Below are 21,159 nucleotides of genomic sequence, written 5' to 3'. Positions count from 1 at the left end.
CGTGCAGCGGCCGTGGGATACGGCGCGCAGAGAGGACGGACGCAATGGCTGACGGTGACGGTGCGGGGATCTGGGCGATCGCGGATCTGGTGACGCCGATGGCGGTCCGGGTCGTGGCGACTCTGCGGGTGGCCGACCACCTCGCGGACGGCGTGCGGACCGCACGGGAGCTGGCCGCGGTCACGGGCGCCGACGCCGGTGTACTGGAACGGGTCCTGCGGCATCTGGTGACGGTCGAGGTGTTCAGCCGAGACGAGGAGGGCCGCTACGGACTGCTGCCGCGCGGCGAGGAACTGCGCGACAGCCATCCGTCCGGCGCGCGGCGGATGCTGGACGTGGAGAGCGCCATCGGCCGGGCCGACCTGGCATTCGTGGCGCTCCCCCATTCCGTACGGACAGGAGAGGCGGCGTTCCCACGGCAGTTCGGGCGTTCCTTCTGGGAGGACCTGGCGACGGCCCCGGAGCGGACCGCCGGATACGACGCGCAGATGGGCGCCGACGTCGCGCGGTGGGCCGAAGCCCTCGTACCCGCCTTCGACTGGGGCTCACTGGGGCGGATCGTGGACGTCGGCGGGGGCAGCGGCACATTCCTCGCGGCGCTGCTCACCGCGCATCCCGGGCTGCGGGGCACCGTGTTCGACCAGCCGGAGACCGTACGGGCGGCACGCGCCATGCTCGCGGCGGCCGGGCTGGCCGACCGGGCGGACGCGGTGGCGGGCGACTTCTTCGAAGCGCTGCCCGCCGGGGCGGACGGCTACGTACTCTGCGCGATCCTGCACGACTGGGACGACGACGCGGCGAAGGCGATCCTGCGCCGGTGTGCCGAGGCGGCAGGCACCCGGGGCCGGGTGCTGGTCATCGAGCGGGTCGGCACGGACGGTGAGTCGGTGCACACAGGCATGGACCTGCGGATGCTGGTGTATTTCGGGGCGCGCGAGCGTGGCGTGGCGGAACTGACGGCGCTGGCCGACGGGGCCGGGCTGCGGGTGGCGGGGGTGCACCGGGCAGGGGATCTGGCGGTGGTGGAGATGGTGGCTGCCCAAGAGTGAATGCGCGCGGCCGGCAACCCGGTTCGTTCGGATCGCCGTCCGTCCGGGCCACCGTTCGTTCGGGACACCGCCCGTTCGGGAGACCGTTCGTCCGGGACACCGTCCGATACCGGGTGGCGGAATACCGGGTCGCCCTTCTATTCCTGTTCTATTGCCGCCCATTTTTCCGGTGCGCTACTTTTGCCGGATATTCCTTCCGTAAAAAAGCGGATGAGGGGCGAAATGAGCGATCCGGCGACGCGATGGGTGTTGGCTTTCGACGCCTCGTGCGAGCAGTGCAGAAAAGTCTCCGCAGCGGTCGAGCACGCTTGCGGGGGAAAAGTCGAACTGTTGTCGCTCACGCATCAGGACGTACAGCGGTGGCGAGCGGAAAGCCTCGGCGATCAGGCACCCTGGGCGCCGACACTCCTGCGCGTGGCGCCGGACCGGGTACGAGCCTGGGCCGGACCGGGAATGGCGGTGGCCCTCGTCCGGAGGCTCGGGCCGCGGGCGACGGTCCGTACGATCGGCGCCCTCAACGACCTGCGGCGGCCGCCCCGAACGGAAGGCGGGCCGGGGCGCAAGCAGTTCCTCCGGCTCGCCGGAGGTGCCGCAGTCACCGCCGGCCTGCTCTTCGGGGCGGGCAGAACGGCGGCGAACGCCGCCACCGTCGCCGGGCGCGACGAGGCCGAGCTGTGGGTCGAGGCCCACCGCGACAGCCTCCCGCAGGACTACGACGCGGTGATCGCCCACCCTCTGCACCACCGCCAGGCCATCTGGGGCGCCCTGCCTCCGTCGGCGCGCAGCCGGCTCTGGGTGGAGCAGCTCACCCGTTACCGCCGGGCTCATCCCAGCCTCTCCCCGGAGCAGAGCGGCGTGCTCGAAGAAGTGCGCCACGTCGCCGCGCAGGAATCCAGCTTCGCTTTCGACCGGGTCGGCGATCCGGGGCCGGGCGAGCGGGCCCTCCGTGAGGCCGCCGCACGGCATTTCGGGCACGAGGCAGCGAATCTGCTGTTCGCGACACTCGGCCCCGCCGAGCCTTCCGCCCGGCGCGGCGCGGCGCGAAGGCACTGAACTGCAATTGCAGCGTCGAATCCAACTACTGCTCCAGCAGCGCCTGCCATGACAACCAGTGCATGAAAGGCCGCTGCAGCTGCCGCGTCTACCAGCGGTCCTGCGGCTATCTCTGGCGCTATCCCTGCGACGGCTTCTGCGCCTGCAGCTCCTGCTGAGCCCTCATTCCGGTGTGCGGCGCCGGTGCTCTTACGCGCGACGCGGCTGCGGTGATAGACGAGTGCCATGCCGAGACTCGCTGCCGCACTGCGCGGCCTCGCCGTGGCCGCCACCGCCCTCGCCCTGACCACTGCCGCCACACCGCCTGGAGGGGCCGCCGAGCCGCGGCCTTCCGGCGGCACCACTGCTGCGACGAGTACGACCTCGACGGCGCCCAGGGAATTCGTCGCGTTGCGCGACCTCGACCCGACGATCCGCCAGGAGATGCGGTACTTCACGCCGCACAACTTCATGGGCGTACCGGTCACCGGCTACCGGCAGCCCCTGTGCATCCTGACCCGGGACGCGGCGCGGGCGCTGCACCGGGCCCAGCTCTCCTTCCTGCGGCGCGGCTACACGCTCAAGGTGTACGACTGTTACCGCCCGCAGCGCGCCGTCAACCACTTCGTGGACTGGGCGAAGGACCTGGGCGACCAGCGGATGAAGGGCGAGTTCTACCCCCGGATCGACAAGTCGACTCTCTTCCGTGACGGTTACATCGCCGAGAAGTCGGGGCACAGCCGGGGCAGCACCGTCGACCTGACGCTCGTACGGCTCCCCGGCCTGCCCACCCGGCCGTACATCCCCGGGGAGCCGCTGACGAAGTGCTACGCACCGAAGGCGGACCGCTTCCCCGACAACTCGCTCGACATGGGAACCGGATTCGACTGTTTCGACACCCTGGCGCACACCCTCGACCCACGGGTGCAGGGACAGCAGCGGGCGAACCGGCTGCTGCTGAAGCAGGGGCTGGAGCGTGCCGGGTTCCGCAACTACGACAAGGAGTGGTGGCACTACACCTTCACGCCGGAGACGTTCCCCGACACGTACTTCGACTTCCCGGTTTCGCGGCGGTCACTGAGCAGCAGCCACTGAGCAGCAGATCACCAGCCGCCGGTCAGCCGGAGCGGCTGACCGGAGACGGCGTGCCCGGTATTGATCCACTCGTAGAGGTCGCCGGACGTGTCGTCCCTGGCGACGAGGTCGGCGATACCGTCGCCGGTGAAGTCGCCGGCGGTGGTCTCCGTGTGGCTCCAGCCGTTCAGCAGGACCTCGGGCGGGCCGAAGAGACCCTTTCCGTTTCCAGGCCAGAGGCACAGTTCGTGCGCAGCGTTCCTCGCCACGAGGTCCGCCTTTCCGTCGCCCGTGAAATCGCCGGCCGCTGTCTGTGTGACGTTCCAGTCGTGGGCGACCGTCGCCCGTGCCGCGAACGTGCCGTCTCCTCGGCCGGGCCACAGGATGAGGTCCCCGTCGGCACTACGGGCGACGAGGTCCACGATGCCGTCGCCGGTGAAATCGGCCGCGGCGGTCTGGGAGAAGTGCGGAGCGGGATGGGTCGGCGGTGCGGCGAGGACGGCGTTGGCGAGGACGTGGTTGCCGTTGTCGTTGAGGTGCAGCCGGTCGTCACCGCGGTCGTAGTACCCGGGAAAGAGCCGGGTGCCGTCCCGCGTGTCCCGCGCCACCCGGTCGAAGTCGACGTAGGCGTCCAGGTCCCGGCTGGTCCGGATATAGCGGTTGACCTCTTGCCGGGTCTGCTCCTTGGCAAGGGTGTACGCGGGGTATCCCGCGAAGGGCGGGATGGTGGCTGCGGTGAACGTGAGGCCGGCGGTGTGGGCGCGGCCGGCGAGGTGCCGGATCGCGTCGATGAGGGAGGCGCTGCCGGCGCCGTCCAGCGCGATGTCGTTGATGCCCTCGTAGAGGATGACGGAGCGGGCACCGGGCTGTTCGAGGACGTCACGGGTGAAGCGGTTCAGGGCGCTCGGACCGTAGGCGGCGCGGGTCCCGGTCGAGTCGGTGAGCAGCCGGTTGCCCGATATCCCGGCGTTGACGACACCCGTGCGCCGTCCCGACGCCTGCAGGGCGCGGCCGTAGTGGTCGGGCCAGCGGCGGTTGGTGTCCGGAGTGGTGTGCCCACCGTCGGTCTGTGAGTCGCCGAGGGCGATGACGGTACCGTCGCCGCCGGCCACCGCGACGTCCACCCCGTTGAGGTAGGCCCAGTGCGCGAAGCGGGCCGGGAAGCGGCTGCCCGCGGTCTCCCCCGCCCGGTCGGCGCCGTCGCCCGGCGCCGAGGCGTAGGAGGTGGTCAGCGTGTAGTCGTGGTACGGCGCTTCGGCCACGGTCTCGGGCAGGTAGACGCTGACCAGCAGGTTCTCGTCAGCTTTGACGGGGAAGGCCGCCTGGTCGCTGCGTACCGTCTCCCCCGGCTTGATGACGGTGCTCCGGCTGCCGCCGAACGTCAGAGTGACCGGCGTGCCGGTGGCACCGGCTCCCGTGGACCGACGGGCGATGGTGGCGTGTCCGATGAGCACGGATGCTTTGGCGAAGGTGTTGGCGAGCTGGATGCGAGCGGTGTCGCCACCGGTGCTGGTGTGCACGACCATGCGCAGCGTCTGACGGCCGGTCACCCCGGACTTGGCCGCGGGGGCCGCCGTGCCCAGCGCGGTCCCCCACGTTCTGGTCCAGCCCGCGTCCGCTCCGGCGCCCTGTCCGGCCCGGGACGCGTCGTGTGACGCCCCCAGGTCCCGGCCGTCGGCGGGCCGTGCCCACGTGACGTGGCTCAGCGCGGCGACCGTCGCGCAGGAGGTGAGCGCCACCGTGGCCGTCCGCGTGATTCCGCGGAACAGCCGCGCCGTCCTCGTCATGGGGCTTGTTCCCAACCGTCGTGTCGTGTGAGGGGTGAGACGGCCGGGTGGAGTGCCGGTCGGCACTCCACCCGGCCGCCGCTGATCAATAACTGCCGGTGACCGGGACGCGGGCGGCGAATTTACCGTTGCCGTGGCCGGCCCAGCGCAGAACGGTGCCGGTGTCGTCGTCACGGGCGATCAGGTCAATCTTCCCGTTGCCGGTGAAGTCACCCGCAACGGTCTGGGTGTACTTCCAGCCGCCCGTCAACGGGACCCGCGTGCCGAAGGTGCCGCCCTTTCGGCCGGGAAACAGCCAGAGGTCCTTGTCGCCGTCACAGGCGACGAGGTCCGCGATGCCGTCGCCGTTGAAATCGCCCGCGGTGGTCTGGGTGTAGAACCAGCCCTTGGTGACCGGCACCGGCCCCGCGAACTTGCCGTTCCCGCGGCCCGCCCAAAGCGTCAGGTCCTTTCCGACCTTGCCTATGAGGTCCGCCTTCCCGTCACCCGTGAAGTCGCCGGCCACCACCTCAGTGGCGAACCAGTCACCGGTGACATCCACCGGACGCTCGAACGAGCCTCCCTCGGTGCCGACCCACATGCGGAGGAACGTCCCCTTCGGCCCGTCCGGCCCGTCCTCCTTGCGCTCCTGCCGGGCGACGAGGTCGGTGATGCCGTCACCGGTGAAGTCGGCCGCGGCGGTCTGGGTGAAGTTCCAGCCACCCGTCAGCTTCTTCGGCAGGTCGAATGCGCCGCCCTTGCGGCTCTTCCACACCGACAGGTTCCGCGCGGCGTCCACGGTGAACAGGTCGGCGGTACCGTTCCCATCGTTATCGCCGGCCACCAGTTCCTGGCGGGGCAGGTCCGCGACCGCCGCTACCCAGTCCGCGAGACCGTCGACGCGGGCGTCGACGGCGTTCCGGCGGGTTTCCTCGGAGCCGAAGCAACCGCCCTGCCACGACTTGCTGTTGACAGCAACCAATTCGGCGGTGCCGCCGTTCACCCGGAGGGCCGGTCCGCCGGTGTCGCCCTTGCAGACGGCGGCATCCGCGCCCGAACCGGTGATACCGATCGAGGCCGTGGCGACGCTGTCCACCGTGAAGGGGGCGGCGTGCAGGCGGTCGGGGACCCACTCGGTCCGGGTGCGTCCGTATCCGGCGACCGTCAGCGTCTCGCCCTGCACGGGGCCGGACGTGGCGACGCGCACCGGGGTGACGCCGCCGACGGGCTTGTCGAGCTTGGCCATCACCAGGTCGCGGCCCGGGTACGGCACCAGGTCGATGACCTTCGCCACGCTGCCGCCCGTACCGGACAGGTCGGTGCGGCCGACGGTGGCCGTGGTGGGCCACTTCGGCGCGCCCGCGGTGACGCTGGGGTCGGCCGCGGGATTTTCCGCGAAGCAACTGGCGGCGCTGACCAGCCACTGCTCATCCACGAGCGCGGCGGAACAGCTGCGCTTGCCGTCGCCGATGTCCAGCTTGGCGGCGAACGCGTACGCCCCGTCCAAGGCGGGGTCACCCGCGACGGCGTGGGCCGGCAGGGCGGCGGCCAGGGTGACGGTCGCGGCGGCGATGGCGATCATCCCGGTCGACCGAGGTATGCGGGGGCGTCCGCTGGTCACGGTATCGCTCTCCTGTTTCTCACGGGCGGGCCAGAGAACGGAGGTTCCCTGGAGCTTCGGCTGCCGGGCCCGGACCGACGCCGCATCGCCGGGCGTACCGGAGCGCATGCGGTGCCGTTCGGCTGCTCTGCGCACGTCCGGTGATCCTCAGCCGGAGGACTGTAGCAACGGAAGTGGCACAGGTCGGCCGGTAAGTGCTTGGAGATTCCGGTAAGAGGAAGATGGGGACATGCGGTGATCAGTAGGCATGAAGCCCAGTATTCCCATGTCAATGCGTGCTGATGAGCGAGCAACCGGAACCGAAGGTGAGCCGGCGTCGCGGTCCGGGCGTGGGCGGTCTCACCGATCACCCGAGAGATATTGGCAAGTCGGCCGGCGGGCATCGGGCCGGGGCGCGGAACCACCCCCGTGGATCCCGCGCCCCGGCCCTGCCTTGGTGGACGCCGTGCGGCCGTATCCGGTTCAGCCGGTTTCGCGGGGAACGGCGTGATCCTTTGTGATCGGCGGGAGCTGTCCCGCTGTGCGGGGTTCCGTCGGGTGCCGGCCGCGTGCCAGACTCCTGACGGGTCGTCAGGTGAGGGGTTGTGCTCGTCCGTTGCCGGTTCCTGGAGGGGTCGTGGCGCGTGTGCGTAAGCCGGTGGTGCCGGGGTGGTTCACCGATACGGACGCCGGTGCGGGGTTTCGGCTGCTGGGGACCCGGTGCGGTGCCTGCGGAGCGGTCTTCTTTCCGCGTGAGGACTTCTTCTGCCGCGATCCCGGTTGTGACGGCACCGAGCTGGCCGAGCTGCCGCTGTCGCGGCGCGGCACGGTGTGGTCGTACACGGACGGGCGCTACCGGCCGCCACCGCCCTACTTCTCGGACCCCGACGTTCCCTGGCAGCCGCGCACCCTGATCGCGGTGGAGCTGGCGGCGGAGCGGATGGTGGTGCTGGGGCAGGCCGCGCCGGGGGTGACCGTTGCCGATCTGCGGGTCGGTATGGGTGTGGAGTTGGTGCCCGGGGTGTTGGGTGAGGGGGAGGACACGGGGGCTGGGTGGACGACGTGGTGGTGGCGGCCTGTGGAGGCGGAAGGGACGGGGGACGGTCGTGACCGGTGATGTCGCCGTGCTCGGGGTGGGGATGCACGCCTGGGGGAAGTGGGGGCGGGGCTTCGTTCGGTACGGGACGGTGGCGGCGCGGGCGGCGTTGGCCGATGCGGGGCTGGAATGGGGTGATGTGCAGTCGGTGGTCGGTGCGGACACCGTGCGTGGGGGCTATCCGGGGTATGTGGCGGGCGCGACGTTCGCTCGGGCGCTGGGCTGGCAGGGTGCGCGGGTGACCAGTGTCTACGCGGCCTGTGCCTCCGGAGCGCAGGCCATCGCCACCGCGCGGGCGCAGATTCTCGCGGATCTGGCGGATGTGGTGCTGGTGGTGGGTGCGGACGCGGCGCCGAAAGGGTTTTTCGCCCCGGCGGGCGGCGATCGTCCAGACGATCCGGACTGGCTGCGCTTCCGGCTGCTGGGTGCCACCAACCCCACCTATTTCGGGCTGTACGCGCGGCGCCGGATGGCGCTGTACGGGGATACCGTCGACGACTTCGCGCAGGTCAAGGTGAAGAACGCGTCGGCGGGCGCGCTCAATCCGTACGCGCGGTACCGCGAACCGGTGACGGCGGCGGAGGTCGCCGCGTCGCCCGTGGTCGCCGATCCGCTGCGGCTGCTGGACATCTGCGCCACGTCGGACGGCGCGGCGGCGCTGGTCCTGTGCGGGCTGGAGTACGCGCGACGGCGGGGCGTACCGGATCCGGTCCGTATCCGTGCGGTTTCCACGGGGACGCCTCGGTATCCCCGTAGGGAACTGGACCTGCCGGACATCGCGACCGATTCGGCGGCAGGCGTGCCGGAACCGTCGGCCGCACCGGCCGCCTTCCGGCCTTCCCTGGCCACGGCCGCCTACGAAGAGGCCGGGATCGGGCCGGACGATCTGTCGCTGGCGGAGGTGTACGACCTGTCCACCGCGCTGGAACTCCAGTGGTACGAGGATCTCGGGCTGTGTGCCGAGGGCGGGGGCGCGAAGCTGCTGCGTGACGGGGCGACGGCGCTCGGCGGGCGGCTGCCGGTGAATCCGAGCGGTGGTCTGGCGTCGTTCGGGGAGGCGGTGCCCGCGCAGGCGATCGCGCAGGTCTGCGAGCTGACCTGGCAGTTGCGCGGGCGGGCCGGGGCGCGGCAGGTGCCGAACGCGCGGGCGGGGATCAGCGCGAATCAGGGGCTGTTCGGGCACGGTTCGGCGGTTGTCGCGGTGCGGTGAGGCGCCCCGGGGGGCACGGGGGACGCGCTGGGGAGGCGCTGATGAGGCACCTGGGAGGCGCGCGGAAGCTTCGGGGAGGCGTGGGCCCGTAGGCGCCCGGGGCGGCTGCACGGGTCCCCGAGGGCCGCGCGCACCCGTTCGAGTGCGCCGGAAGGGTGCGTGAACAGTGCGTGAATCACGCACCGTTCGTGTTCCGAGTGGGCATTCTGCTGCCGTGCCTGCCTGGACGGACCAGCTCCGATTCGCCTTCCAGCCCGTCGTGAACCTGGCGACCGGTTCGGTCGCCGCCCTGGAGATACTCGCCCGCCCGGAACGCGGCGACGTGCTGACGGCGGCGCGGCGCTCCGCCGACCTGGACGCCGAGCTGGCGGGGCTCGCCGTACGGTCGGCCGCGCGGCAGGAGACCCTGCTGCCGCTGCACCTCAACGTATTCGCGACGACCCTCGCCGAGCTGCCGTGTCTGACGGCGCTGCGCAAGGCCGTGCACGAGGTGGGCCGCCGGCCGTGGGAGATCACCGTCGATGTCGGCGGGCCGTTCACGCACGTGCCGCGGCGGGCGCTGCTGGAGGCGGTGGCGGGGCTGCGGCAGGACGGGTACCGGATCTGTGCGGACGGGGTCGGTGACGGGGACTTGCCGCTGCGGCTCCTCGGTGATCTCGCTCCCGACCTGGTGAAGCTGGACGCGTCGCTGTGCGCGGAGCTGGACGGCGACCGGGGCGGGCGGGCCGCCGTGGCCGCGATGCGGCAGCTGTGCGAGGTGCTGGGCAGCGTGCTGGCGGTGGAGGGGGTGGAGACGGAGCGGCAGTACGCTGCGGTGCGGGCGGCGGGCGCGCAGCTGGCGCAGGGGTTTCTGTTCGCGCCGCCCGCGCGGCGTCCGGCGGCCGATGTGTATCTGCCGGAGATGCGGGACGGGTACGGGCCGGTGGCGAGCGGTTACGCCGGTGGGGTCGCGTCCGGAGCGGGGCTGCCGCCGGCCGGGCCGCCCGTGACGCGGTTTCTGCAGCCGGCCGCGCTGTTGCCGATGTCCGCCTCGGCGGGTTCCGTGCGCAGCCATCTGACCGGGTTCCCTGGGGTCTCGGGCGTGCTGCTGGTGGATCCGGACGGCGTACCCGTACGGGCCATCGACCGGGACCGTTTCCTGCTGTCGTTGTCCGGCCGGTACGGGCACGCGCTGTACGCCGACCGCCCGGCGCTCCGGCTGGCCGACCGGCCGCTGACGGTGGGCGCCGACGCCACCGCCTGGGAGGTGCTGGACGTGGTCACCGGCGGCGACCGGGACCGGACCGGTGACGATGTGGCGGTGGTGGACGAGCAGGGCCGCTGTATGGGCGTGGTCCACCTGGCCGACATCCTGCGGGCGCTGGCGGAGAGCCGGGTGGAGGAGGCGGCGGGGCTCAATCCGCTGACCCGGCTGCCGGGTTCGGACGCGGTGAACGCGGAGGTGGACCGGCGGATCGCGGGTGGCCGGGCGTTCGCGTTGTGCTGGCTGGACGTGGACGGGTTCAAGCAGGTCAACGACGGGGCGGGGTTCGCGGCGGGGGACGCGCTGATCCGTGCCGTGGGGCAGGCGCTGGCCCGTACGGCGGCGGAGCTGCCCGCGGCGCGGGTGGGGCACATCGGCGGGGACGACTTCCTGGTGCTGGCCGCGCCGGAGGATCTGGAGCCGTTCGCAGCGGCCGTGCTGGACGCGCCGTGGTCGGCGGGCGGGCTGCCGGTGACGCTGTCGCTGGCGACGGTGGTGTGCGCGCCGGGCAGTGTGACCGGTCACGCGCAGGCCGCGGCGGCGCTGGCGCCGCTGAAGAAGGCGGCCAAGTCGCTGGCGGGTGCCAGCAGTTGGGTTCTGGGGGCGCCCGGCGCGCAGGGGCACGAGGTGCGCCGGGGGCGGCGGCGCGGGGACTGAGCGCCGTACCCTCCTGGCACCTTGACGCCCCGTCACCTGCGGTGAACACTTCCGGGTGTCCGTCGGCACCGCCACAGCCGGGCGACCCGGCCGCGTGGCAGCGGTACCCGCTGCCCGACTCCCCATGGGCGGTTCCGGCGCACCGGCACGCTCGACGCGGACGCCGCGCGGGGCGCGGCGCCGGGCGCCCGCCGCCCTCCCCGTGGCCCGGGGAAGTACGCACCCTGCACGGAGGACCGGGGCCACTCCCCCGGGCCAGGGACAAGGAGCCGCCATGTATTCCAACGGGGACATTTTCGTCGGTGAGGTCATCGGCACCGCCCTTCTGATCCTCTTCGGTGCCGGCGTGTGCGCCGCCGTCACCCTGCACCACTCCAAGGCGAAGGCAGCGGGCTGGGTCGCCATCGCGTTCGGCTGGGGTCTCGGTGTGCTCGCCGGGGCGTACACCGCGGCGCCGCTGTCCGGCGGGCATCTGAATCCGGCGGTGACGCTGGGGTCGGCGGTCGCGGGCGGTACGCCGTGGTCGAAGGTGCCGCTGTACTGCGCCGCCCAGATGATGGGGGCGGTGCTCGGCGCCGTACTGGCCTGGGCGCTGTACTACGCGCAGTTCGCGGCCAACAAGGAGGCGGACAAGGCACAGCCGACGCTGGGGATCTTCTCCACCGCCCCGGAGGTCCGCAATCCGGCCGCCAACCTCGTCACCGAGATCATCGCGACCGTGGGACTGGTGCTGCCGCTGCTGTTCTTCGGCAAGAACGAGGGCATCGGGATCGGGCAGGTGCCCGGTGCGGATGCCGGTGTCTACGGGTCCGGCATCAACGTCCTGCTCGTCGCCCTGCTGGTCGTCGGCATCGGCCTCTCCCTCGGCGGGCCCACCGGTTACGCCATCAACCCGGCCCGTGACCTGGGGCCGCGGATCGCCCACGCACTGCTTCCCATCCCCAACAAGGGCACCTCCGACTGGTCCTACGCCTGGATTCCGGTGGCCGGCCCGCTGATCGGCGCGGTGCTTTCCGGCCTGGTGTTCACCGCGGTCTTCTGACCGGCGGCGACCGTACGGCAGCCGGCCCGACCAGCAACGAGGAGTCAGGAGACGTCATGACGGACGGCACCACGGACAGGTATGTCGCCGCGATCGACCAGGGCACGACCTCCAGCCGCTGCATCATCTTCAACCAGGACGGCGCGACCGTCGCCGTGGACCAGCGCGAGCACCGGCAGATCTTCCCCAAGCCCGGCTGGGTGGAGCACGACGCCGAGGAGATCTGGGCGAAGGTGCAGGCGGTGGTGGCGGGCGCGCTCGCCAAGGCGGGGCTGCGCGCCGATCAGCTCGCCGCGCTGGGCATCACCAACCAGCGCGAGACGACGGTGCTGTGGGACCGCTCGACGGGCAAGCCGGTGCACAACGCGGTCGTGTGGCAGGACACTCGCACCGCGCAGCTCTGCCACGAGCTGGGCGGCGCGGACGGCCAGGACCGCTTCCGGGAGGCCACCGGGCTGCCGCTGGCCAGTTACTTCTCCGGGCCGAAGGTGGCCTGGCTGCTGGACAACGTGCCGGGGCTGCGGGCGCGGGCCGAGGCCGGGGAGATCGCTTTCGGGACGGTCGACTCGTGGCTGATCTGGAAGCTGACGGGCGGTACGGACGGCGGGGTGCACGTCACGGATGTCACCAATGCCGGGCGCACGATGCTGATGAATCTGCACACGCTCCAGTGGGACACCGCGATCCTGTCCGCGATGCGGGTGCCGGAGGCGGTGCTGCCGGAGATCCGGTCCTCGGCGGAGGTGTACGGGACGGCGGTGGGCCAGTTGCGCGGGGTGCCGGTGGCCGCGGCGCTGGGCGACCAGCAGGCGGCGGTGTTCGGGCAGACGTGTTACCGGGTCGGCGAGGCCAAGAACACGTACGGCACCGGCTCGTTCCTGCTGCTGAACACCGGGCAGCGGCCGGTGCCCTCCAAGAGCGGGCTGCTGACGACGCTGGGCTACCAGCTCGGGGGTGAGGCGCCGGTCTACTGTCTGGAGGGCTCGATCGCCATCACGGGCGCGCTGGTGCAGTGGTTCCGGGACCAGCTGGGCATCATCGACTCGGCCGACGAGATCGAGGATCTGGCGGCGCGGGTGCCGGACAACGGCGGCGCGTACATCGTCCCGGCGTTCTCCGGGCTGTTCGCGCCGTACTGGCGGTCGGACGCGCGCGGCGTGATCACGGGTCTGACGGGTTACGTCACCAAGGCGCACCTGGCGCGCGCGGTGCTGGAGGCGACCAGCTGGCAGACGCGCGAGGTGGTGGACGCCATGTACCAGGACTCCGGGGTGCAGATCACCGCGCTGAAGGTGGACGGCGGCATGACCGTCAACAATCTGCTGATGCAGCACCAGGCGGACGTGCTGGGGGTGCCGGTGATCCGGCCGGTGGTCGCGGAGACGACGTGCCTGGGCGCGGCGTACGCGGCCGGGCTGGCGACGGGGGTGTGGCAGGACCTGGACGAGCTGACGGCGCACTGGAAGCGGGACACCGAGTGGACGCCGCGGATGGACGGTCCGACGCGGGACCGCGAGTACGGCAACTGGCGCCGGGCGGTGGAGCGCAGCTTCGGGTGGCACGAGGCGGGTGACGGCGGCGGCGCGTAGGCCGTGTCTCGCGGATGAGCCCGTGGCAGGCGTACGGCCCGCACTCCGGACGGCGGGGTGCGGGCCGTGCTTCTCCACGTCTCAAGGGAGCGCGGGCTCGCGGCGCCGGGCGCCGACGTGCATCGCGTGTTCCACGACCGCGATCAGTACGTCCCTGGCGGAGTCCTTCTCGCGTGCGTCGCAGAGCATCACCGGTACCTCGGTGTCCAGGTCCAGCGCGTCGCGCACCGTTTCCGCGGGGTAGCGCTCGGCGCCGTCGAAGCAGTTGACGGCCACCATGAACGGGATGCCGCGGCGCTCGAAGTAGTCGATGGCGGCGAAGGAGTCCTCCAGGCGCCGGGTGTCGGCCAGGACGACCGAGCCGAGCGCGCCGCGGGCCAGCTCGTCCCACAGGAACCAGAAGCGGTCCTGTCCGGGGGTGCCGAAGAGGTAGAGCACCAGGTCCTCGCGGAGCGTGATGCGCCCGAAGTCCATGGCGACGGTGGTGGTCTTCTTGCCCTCGATCCCGGCGAGGTCGTCGACCGGCCGGCCCGCCTCGGTCAGCCGTTCCTCGGTGCGCAGCGGCTTGATCTCGCTGACCGCGCCCACCAGGGTCGTCTTGCCCACCCCGAAGCCGCCCGCCACCAGGATCTTGAGGGTGACGGGGTCGGGGGCGTCCTGCTTACGGCGTTTTTCAGAGCGCCCGAAGACCATGGCCGTCTTCTCCCGGTTCGCCGCTGGTGCTGGTCTCTCGCATTCCTCGGTCCTCGCTGTTCGTGGGGGGTGCGGCCCGGCGAAGGGCAGCGTGCCGGCAGGGCGTCACCGCCGTGCGGTGGTGCGCACGGGTGCGGTCACAGCGCCCGCAGCCCGTCGATCACCTCGCGGAGGATCTTCTCGTCGGGCAGCTCCGCCGGTGGCACGGGGCGGCTCACGTGGACCAGCTCCGCGTCCAGCAGGTCGCCGATGAGGACCCGTACGACGCCGAGCGGCAGGTCCAGTTCGGCGGCCAGTTCCGCGACGGACAGCGGTGCGTCGCGGCACAGGCCGACGATGTCCACGTGTTCCGGCGACAGGGTCTGGTCATCGAGCGGGTCGCCCTGCCGGTCCTCGGCGATCACCAGGGCGATCAGGTCGAGGTGCGGTTCGGCCTCGGTGCTGGTCCGGCCGCGGGTCATCGCGTAGGGGCGCACCACGAGGCCCGCCTCGTCGTCGTACCAACTGGCGTCCCCCTGCCCGGGCGTGGGCGGGCCGTCTGTGGTCATGGCGTCACCGTGCCGTCATCCTCCGCTCAGCCGCCGGCGGGCTGCCCGGCCCTGGGCGCGGTGCCCAGGTGGGCGCCCACCCGCTTGACGAGCAGGGTCATCTCGTACGCGACCAGTCCCACGTCGGAGTCCGCGTCGGCGAGGACGGCAAGGCAGCTGCCGTCGCCCGCGGCGCTGACGAAGAGAAACGCTTCCTCAAGCTCCACCAGGGTCTGCCGCACCCGGCCCGCCTCGAAGTGCCGGCCGACGCCCTTGGCCAGGCTGTGGAAGCCGGAGGCGACCGCCGCGAGGTGCTCGCTGTCCTCCCGGGTGAGGTCGGCGGACGCGCCGGTGGCCAGCCCGTCGCTGGAGAGGATGAGCGCCTTGCGGATGCTGCCCACCCGGTCCACGAGTTCGTCGAGGAGCCAGCTCAGCTCGCCCGACCCCTGCGGGCCCTTCGACTCGGCACTGGCCGCTGCTGCCTTCGGTGCGGTCATCGACCGTCCCCTCCCGATGTGGTTCCTGGTGCTGTGCTCGGTCTGCCGTCCCGCCCGTCGTCCTCGCCGTTGTCCCGGCGGCCGCGCTGCCAGCCGCGCTGGAGGGAGGCCATGCGGGCGCGGACCTCCTCGGCGTCGCGGTCGTCCGCGTGGCCGTCGGGCGAGCCGCCCGGCTCGTCCTGTGCGGCGGGCTCGGCCTTGAGCTGGGGCGCGAGGCTGGCCTGCCGTACGCGGCGGGGCAGTCCTCCTGCCGTCGTGGCGGGCCGGCCGGACGGGGCAGGGCCCGTATCCGTTGTCGTACCGGTGTCCATGTCCGCATCCGTGTCGCCGTCGGTTTCCGCGTCGGAGCGTACGTCGGCGCGGGCCGCTCCGTCGACCGGCCGGCCGTGGTCGGAGACCAGCACGGGCGGGCGGTGCCGGCGCGGCAGCGGCGCGGGGCCGTCACCGGCCGGTGCCTGGTCGCGGGTCTGCTGGTGCTGTTCGGGGGTGCCGGCGGGCGGTACGGGGGCGACGGGCGGGGTGCCGTCGCGGCGGGTGCGCGCGCGGTGCAGGGTGCCCGGCTCCCGGTCGGTGCCGCGTGCGGTGTCGCGCGGGCCACGGTGCGGGGCGCGGCCGCGGAAGAGGCTGTCCTCGTCGTCCGTTTCCGCGCGTCGGGCGAGTTCCGTCCGGGTCAGCGGGGGCTCCAGTTCGACCGGTCCGTCGATGACGTCCGGGGTGCGGTCGGCCGGTTCGGGCAGCGGCACGGGCACCTGGGCCAGCGCGGCCAGCTTGCCGCCGGGTGCTTCCAGTTCCCCGGTCCGGCTGCCGTCGATGCGCCGGCTGCCGGTGTCGTCGTCGCGGCCGGTGTCCTCGGTGAGGAGCGCGGCGGGCAGGAAGACGACGGCGGTGGTGCCGCCGTACGGGGAGGGCTGGAGCGAGACGCGGACGCCCTGGCGCTGGGCGAGGCGGCTGACCACGAACAGGCCGAGGCGGTCGGTGTCGGAGAGTTCGAACTCGGGGGTCTCGGCGAGCCGCAGGTTGGCGTCGAGGAGGAGGTCGGGGGCCATGCCCAGGCCCCGGTCGTGGATCTCCAGGGTGAAGCCGTTGGAGACCCGCTCGCCGACCACCTGGACCGCGGTGTGCGGGGGCGAGAAGACGGTGGCGTTCTCCAGGAGTTCGGCGATCAGGTGGGTGAGGTCGGAGACGGCGGGGCCCTGGACGGCCAGCCGCGGCAGCCGGCGCACCTCGATGCGCTCGTAGTCCTCGACCTCGGCGACCGCGGCGCGCACCACGTCCATCAGCTGGATGGGCTTGCGCCACTGCCGTGAGGGGGCCGCTCCGGAGAGGATGACCAGGCCCTCGGCGTGCCGGCGCATACGGGTGGTGAGGTGGTCCAGGCGGAAGAGGTCGGCGAGTTCGTCGGCGTTCTCGGTACGCCGTTCCATCGCGTCCAGGAGGGTCAGCTGGCGGTGCAGCAGGACCTGGCTGCGGCGGGCGAGGTTGACGAAGACCTCGGAGACGCCGCGGCGCATGTCGGCCTGTTTGACGGCGGCCTCGACGGCGGCCCGCTGGAGGGTGTTCAGCGCCTGCCCGACCTGCTCGGTCTCGCTCTGGCCGAACTCCAGGCGGGGCGCCTCGGTCTCCACGTCGACCTGCTCGCCCGCGGCCAGCCGCCGCATGACGCTGGGCAGCCGGACGCCGGAGACCTCGTGGGCGGCCTTGCGCAGCCGGGTCAAGTCCCTGACGTGCTTGCTGCCGATGCGGACGGAGACGATGACCGAGACCAGCAGGGCGACGAAGCCGAGGACGCCCGCGACGCCGGCCTTGATGAGGACGGCCACGGCGACCGGCTCGACGCGTTCCTTGTAGCGGTCGCCGGCCTCCCGGCCCATCCGCTGGAGGTCGCCGAGGACCTTGCCGGCGGCGGTGTTCCAGCGTTCGGCGTTGACGGCACGGGGCGCCGCGGCGGCGCCGCCGTCGATGATGCGGTCCTCGAAGGAGGCCAGCTCGCGGGCGGGGGCGGAGTCCCAGTAGTCGGTGAAGATGCTGCGGTCGTCGCCGGGCAGTACGGGCAGGCTGGTCGCGTACAGGACGCGGCGCTCGGCAACCCGGTCGGAGAAGTTGCGCAGGTCGTGCTTGGTCATGGTGCCGGAGACGATCGCGGCGGACATCAGCGCGTCCTCGCGGGAGACGGCCTCGCGGGCGCGGGTGACGTTGACCAGGGCGCGGCCCTGCTTGTCCATCTCGACGTTCTCCAGCGCGTGCAGCGCCGCGAGGAACTCGTAATTGGGGTCGACAAGGTCGTTGTACGACTCGAACGCCGCGTCGCGGGAGATGGTGTTGTCCTCGACCTGGGTGCGCAGCGAGGACAGCCGGTTGAGGCTCTTGACGATGTCGTCCATGCGCTCGCCGGCGACGCCGTTGAGGTCGTCGCGCACGGCGGGGTCGGCGGCGTTGTCCCGCAGCTTGTTGACGATCTTGTCGGTCTCGCGGGTGCGGTCGCGCAGTTCGGCCAGGGAGTCGGCGCCGCGCCGGTCGGCCAGGTAGAGCAGGCTCTGCCGCCGCTCCTGCTGGAGTGCCTGTACGGCGTCCTCGGCGGGGTAGCCGAGTTTGCCGACGACGCTGCCGACGTCCAGCAGCTGATTGGCCTCGCGTCCGGTGATGTACGTGGCGAACGCCCACATGGCCGTGAGGGACACCAGTGGCACCAGCAGCAGCGCTGCGATCTTCCGAGTGATCGTCTTCCCTCGAAAGCGCATGGCCTCCCCTACGTCAACCCCGGCGCACGGGGATGGTGTTCCGTCAACAAACGGCGCGAGCCTACTACTGACGAGGGACCTGACCGAAGTCCTGTCCGGCGGCCGGATCCGCAGGTCAGGGGCGGATCGTCCGCAGTTGTCGGCTGATTACCGGACAACCCTCCCACACATGTGGCCTCGAACACCTCCCCCGCTCCCGCTCATACGTCCCAGCGGTTGGCCGAAAATCACATCCGCCGGGAACCGGCCGGCGTTCCCGTTCGTGACCATGGTGGGCGGTGATGCGTCCCGGGGCGGACATGCAACGGGTGAAAGCCGGGCAGGCACCGGAGTACGGGGCAGGCGGGTTCGTGCGGGTACGGGGAGAGTGACGCCGAAGATGGTTCACGAAGACGGTGACGCTTACCTGGGCGGCGGCAGGCGCGCACTGTGGCAGGAGGAGCCGGCGGCCCGGCCCCGGATGGCCGACCCGGTGCGCACGGCGGCGGTGCGTGCCGTCATCATCGCGGCGCTGACTCTCATTCAGGCCATGGTGGCGTTCTTCTGCACGATGGCGGGCGCCTGGTTCGCCTTTCCGGCGGTGCTCAGTACGGTCGCGAGCACGGTGGTCGGGACCTGGGCGGTGCTGGACGTCTGGGTGACGCGCCAGGTGTGGGTGCAGCGCAACGGGGTCCGCTCGCAGCCGAGCAGTACGGCTAGGACGCTGCGCCGGGAGCGCCGGCAGGCACGGCGGGAGGCCCGCAAGGCACGGAGGCGGCCGCCACGAGTCGGCGGCGCAGCCGCATGAAGGGCCGGGGGCGGTTGACGGCGAGCGCTGCCGTGGTGTGCCCGTCGCGTTCGCAGACGGCCAGGAAGCTGCGGTCGCCGGGGGCGCCCTCGACGATGCGTACGGTGTCCAGCGGCCCGCGCCGGCCGGCCAGCTGGATGCGCGTCCCGTACTGGTCCGACCAGAAGTAGGGCACGGCGGTGTGCCGTGCGACGGTGGTCCCGGCGAGCAGGTTGCGCACGGCCGGGCCGGGCTGTTCGGTGGCGCTGGTCCAGTGTTCGCTGCGCACTTCCGCGCAGCGGGCCGCGTCGCCCACGGCGACGACCTGCGGTACGGACGTCACGCCGCCCGCGTCGCACACCACCCCGTCGTCCAGGCGCAGCCCGGAGCCGGCCAGCCAGCCGGTGGCGGGGCGCACCCCGATCCCGACGATCACCGCGTCGGCGTCCAGCAGCCGCCCGTCGGCGAGTTCGACGGCCCGTACCCGGCCCCTTCCGTCGTCACGCAGCCCTCTGACACCCGTACCGCACAGCAGCCGCACCCCGTGATCGGCGTGCAGTCCGGCGCAGATCCGTGCCAGGTCCGGGCCGAGCTGGGGCATCAGCGGCAGCGGCGCGGCTTCCACGATGGTCACCGGCAGTCCGAGGGCGGCACAGGACGAGGCCGCTTCGGCGCCGATGAAGCCGCCGCCGATGACGACCACGCGGGGCGTACCCTCGTGCAGGGCGGCGCGCAGTGCGCGGGCGTCGTCGTAGGTGCGCAGGACGTGTACTCCGGCGAGCGGCGGACCGGGCAGGGTCCGCGGGGTGGCTCCGGTGGCGATGACGACGCCGTCGGTGCGCAGGGTGCGCGCCGTGCGGCCGTCGTCGAGGGTCACCGTGCGTCCTACGGTGTCCAGTGCGGTGGCCCGGGTGCCGAGGTGCCACTCGGCGGCCAGTTCTTCCTCCTCTTCCCGGCCACACAACTGGAGCTGGCCCAACTCCAGCGCATTGGGCGGACGTTGGGTAAGAAAGGCCTTGGACAGCGGCGGCCGGTCGTACGGGCGGTGGCGCTCGGCGCCGACGATCACCAGCCGCCCGTCGAACCCTTCGGCGCGCAGCGCCCGTGCCGCGTACAGCCCGGCCAGCGAGGCGCCGACGACGGTGACGGTCCTCATGCGTAGGCGTCTTCCCGTACGGCGCTCCCCCGCGCGGCGGGCCGGACATGGATCATGCCGCCCGCCTCGGTGACCTCGTGGGTGCGGACGGGACGGCGGGCCGGCAGACAGCTGGGCATGCCGGTGCGCAGGTCGAACAGCGCGGCGTGCAGCGGGCATTCGACCTGGCAGCCCTCCACCCAGCCCTCCGAGAGCGAGGCGTCCTGGTGGCTGCACGTGTCGTCGAGGGCATAGAGCGCGCCGTCGCTGCGGAAGACGGCGATGGCGGGTGTGGTGGCGTCGAGCTCGATCCGTACGGCCCCGCCTTCGGGCAGGTCCTCGGTGCGGCAGACGGGAATCATCTGGCCCCCTCAGCGCTGATCGGTATCATGGCGTTCTGAATAACGCATCGCATAGCGCATTGCGCAACAGAATCCAGTCCGGGACGTGTGCCGTCAAGAGGCCGCCTGCGCTTCTTGGCCGTACCCCTTCAAGGTGCCCCGCCGGGGCCAGCGGGTGGTGACGCTAGAACTCATGGCGAAGACGACCGAGGCAGCCGACGACCGGTCCGAGGACAAGCGGGGCACGGCCGGATCCGTCCAGTCCGTGGACCGCGCGGTGAGCGTGCTGGAGATCCTGGCCCGAATCGGCGAGGCCGGGGTCACCGAGATCGCCGAGGAGCTGGGGGTGCACAAGTCCACCGCCTTCCGCATCCTGGGGGTCTTGGAGCGCCGCGGGCTCGTGGAGCAGGAGTACGAGCGCGGCAAGTACCACCTGGGGGCTGGGGTGTTGCGGCTGGCCGGCGCCGCCGCCATCCGCCTGGACATCTCGCAGGAGGGCCAGCCGGTGTGCCGGGCACTCGCCGACGAGACCGGGGAGACCGCCAACATCGCCGTCCTGGACGGGGACGCGGCGGTCAACATCATGCAGGCGCGCGGCGCCGCGGCGGTCACCGCGTACAACTGGCTGGGCCGGCGCACGCCCCTGCACGCCACCGCGAGCGGCAAGGTGCTGCTCGCGCACCTGCCCAGGGAGCGCCGCGAGCGCCTGGTGGAACGCAAGCCCGCCCGCTTCACCGCCAACACCCTCACCACGCCCGGCGAACTGCGCCGCCAGCTGACCGCCGCGGCCGACGAGGGGTACGCGTGCTCCTGCGAGGAGCTGGAGATCGGGCTGAACGCGGTGGCGGCGCCGGTACGGGCCCACGACGGGGCCGTGATCGGCGCGATCGGCGTCTCGGGGCCGGCGTACCGGATGGCGGAGGGGCTGCTCGGGGAGCTGGCCGGGCAGGCGGTGAAGGCGGCCGCCGACCTGTCCCGCCGGATGGGTTTCGCGGGCTGACGGGCGGCCACCCGGCCACCCCTTGACGGATCGCTCACAGGCTTCCAGCATGTCTCTCATGACGCAACATTGCGCGTCATGGGCAACACAAGGGATTCCACCGG

18 protein-coding genes and 1 pseudogene are annotated in these 21,159 nt (G+C 72.2%); 10 read left to right on the top strand and 9 right to left on the bottom strand.

Features of this window, described 5'->3' with window-relative positions:
- Positions 1 to 44 precede the first annotated feature (44 nt).
- Positions 45 to 1,049, top strand: a complete 1,005-nt coding sequence (locus ACZ53K_RS11090; protein ID WP_468833972.1) for a methyltransferase — start codon at positions 45 to 47, stop codon at positions 1,047 to 1,049.
- 137 nt (positions 1,050 to 1,186) lie between these two features.
- Here the strand turns inward: ACZ53K_RS11090 and ACZ53K_RS11085 are convergent, their stop codons facing one another.
- Complete coding sequence (locus ACZ53K_RS11085) at positions 1,187 to 1,390, bottom strand: hypothetical protein (protein WP_468833970.1); 204 nt, start codon at positions 1,388 to 1,390, stop codon at positions 1,187 to 1,189.
- Positions 1,391 to 1,502: 112 nt separating this feature from the next.
- Between ACZ53K_RS11085 and ACZ53K_RS11080 the strand changes: the two are divergent.
- Positions 1,503 to 2,260, top strand: a pseudogene (locus ACZ53K_RS11080) (bacteriocin fulvocin C-related protein).
- 67 nt (positions 2,261 to 2,327) lie between these two features.
- Entirely contained in the window at positions 2,328 to 3,176 is an 849-nt protein-coding gene (locus ACZ53K_RS11075) for a M15 family metallopeptidase (protein ID WP_468833967.1), read from the top strand.
- 8 nt (positions 3,177 to 3,184) lie between these two features.
- Here ACZ53K_RS11075 and ACZ53K_RS11070 read toward each other — a convergent pair whose 3' ends face one another.
- Positions 3,185 to 4,942 carry a GDSL-type esterase/lipase family protein gene (locus ACZ53K_RS11070; protein WP_468833965.1) on the bottom strand — a complete coding sequence of 586 codons (1,758 nt, stop codon included), beginning with the start codon at positions 4,940 to 4,942 and terminating at the stop codon, positions 3,185 to 3,187.
- An 85-nt stretch (positions 4,943 to 5,027) separates the two neighbouring features.
- A complete protein-coding gene (locus ACZ53K_RS11065) occupies positions 5,028 to 6,542 on the bottom strand; it encodes an FG-GAP-like repeat-containing protein (protein WP_468833963.1) in 1,515 nt (504 codons plus the stop codon).
- Between the two features lie 616 nt (positions 6,543 to 7,158).
- Here ACZ53K_RS11065 and ACZ53K_RS11060 point away from each other — a divergent pair.
- The 5 genes from ACZ53K_RS11060 to glpK all read left to right on the top strand — a co-directional run bounded on the left by ACZ53K_RS11060 (position 7,159) and on the right by glpK (position 13,358).
- A complete protein-coding gene (locus tag ACZ53K_RS11060; RefSeq protein ID WP_468833960.1) occupies positions 7,159 to 7,638 on the top strand; it encodes a Zn-ribbon domain-containing OB-fold protein in 480 nt (159 codons plus the stop codon).
- Positions 7,628 to 8,827 (top strand): lipid-transfer protein, encoded by a 1,200-nt coding sequence (locus ACZ53K_RS11055; protein WP_468833958.1) that lies wholly within the window; start codon positions 7,628 to 7,630, stop codon positions 8,825 to 8,827. Before ACZ53K_RS11060 ends, ACZ53K_RS11055 begins: the two co-directional genes overlap by 11 nt.
- A gap of 214 nt (positions 8,828 to 9,041) precedes the next feature.
- Positions 9,042 to 10,727, top strand: coding sequence for an EAL domain-containing protein (locus tag ACZ53K_RS11050; RefSeq protein WP_468833956.1), 1,686 nt, complete (start codon positions 9,042 to 9,044; stop codon positions 10,725 to 10,727).
- A 274-nt stretch (positions 10,728 to 11,001) separates the two neighbouring features.
- Complete coding sequence (locus ACZ53K_RS11045) at positions 11,002 to 11,769, top strand: MIP/aquaporin family protein (protein ID WP_468833953.1); 768 nt, start codon at positions 11,002 to 11,004, stop codon at positions 11,767 to 11,769.
- 56 nt (positions 11,770 to 11,825) lie between these two features.
- Entirely contained in the window at positions 11,826 to 13,358 is a 1,533-nt protein-coding gene (gene glpK / locus ACZ53K_RS11040) for a glycerol kinase GlpK (protein ID WP_468833951.1), read from the top strand.
- A gap of 81 nt (positions 13,359 to 13,439) precedes the next feature.
- On the opposite strand, the gene ACZ53K_RS11035 is transcribed toward glpK, so the two are convergent.
- The 4 genes from ACZ53K_RS11035 to ACZ53K_RS11020 form a co-directional block, all read right to left on the bottom strand.
- Entirely contained in the window at positions 13,440 to 14,051 is a 612-nt protein-coding gene (locus ACZ53K_RS11035; protein WP_468833948.1) for a GTP-binding protein, read from the bottom strand.
- A 137-nt stretch (positions 14,052 to 14,188) separates the two neighbouring features.
- Positions 14,189 to 14,599: a DUF742 domain-containing protein gene (locus ACZ53K_RS11030; protein WP_468833947.1), complete on the bottom strand. Its 411-nt coding sequence runs from the start codon at positions 14,597 to 14,599 to the stop codon at positions 14,189 to 14,191.
- 26 nt (positions 14,600 to 14,625) lie between these two features.
- On the bottom strand, positions 14,626 to 15,075 hold the full coding sequence (locus tag ACZ53K_RS11025) for a roadblock/LC7 domain-containing protein (RefSeq protein WP_365847488.1): 450 nt from the start codon (positions 15,073 to 15,075) through the stop codon (positions 14,626 to 14,628).
- On the bottom strand, positions 15,072 to 17,813 hold the full coding sequence (locus ACZ53K_RS11020) for a sensor histidine kinase (protein ID WP_468833945.1): 2,742 nt from the start codon (positions 17,811 to 17,813) through the stop codon (positions 15,072 to 15,074). The genes ACZ53K_RS11025 and ACZ53K_RS11020 overlap by 4 nt, the downstream gene beginning before the upstream one ends.
- A gap of 268 nt (positions 17,814 to 18,081) precedes the next feature.
- Here ACZ53K_RS11020 and ACZ53K_RS11015 point away from each other — a divergent pair, with 268 nt between their 5' ends.
- A complete protein-coding gene (locus tag ACZ53K_RS11015; RefSeq protein WP_468833944.1) occupies positions 18,082 to 18,600 on the top strand; it encodes a hypothetical protein in 519 nt (172 codons plus the stop codon).
- Here the strand turns inward: ACZ53K_RS11015 and ACZ53K_RS11010 are convergent.
- Positions 18,509 to 19,735, bottom strand: coding sequence for an NAD(P)/FAD-dependent oxidoreductase (locus ACZ53K_RS11010; protein ID WP_468833941.1), 1,227 nt, complete (start codon positions 19,733 to 19,735; stop codon positions 18,509 to 18,511). The two genes, ACZ53K_RS11015 and ACZ53K_RS11010, sit on opposite strands and share 92 nt — an antisense overlap.
- Entirely contained in the window at positions 19,732 to 20,076 is a 345-nt protein-coding gene (locus ACZ53K_RS11005; protein WP_468833939.1) for a bifunctional 3-phenylpropionate/cinnamic acid dioxygenase ferredoxin subunit, read from the bottom strand. The genes ACZ53K_RS11010 and ACZ53K_RS11005 overlap by 4 nt, the downstream gene beginning before the upstream one ends.
- A 172-nt stretch (positions 20,077 to 20,248) precedes the next feature.
- Between ACZ53K_RS11005 and ACZ53K_RS11000 the strand changes: the two genes are divergently transcribed.
- Entirely contained in the window at positions 20,249 to 21,055 is an 807-nt protein-coding gene (locus ACZ53K_RS11000) for an IclR family transcriptional regulator (RefSeq protein WP_468833937.1), read from the top strand.
- Positions 21,056 to 21,159: the final 104 nt, after the last annotated feature.

Source organism: Streptomyces sp. NPDC033221 (assembly GCF_055577005.1).
This window is presented reverse-complemented; position numbering and strand designations above follow the sequence as displayed.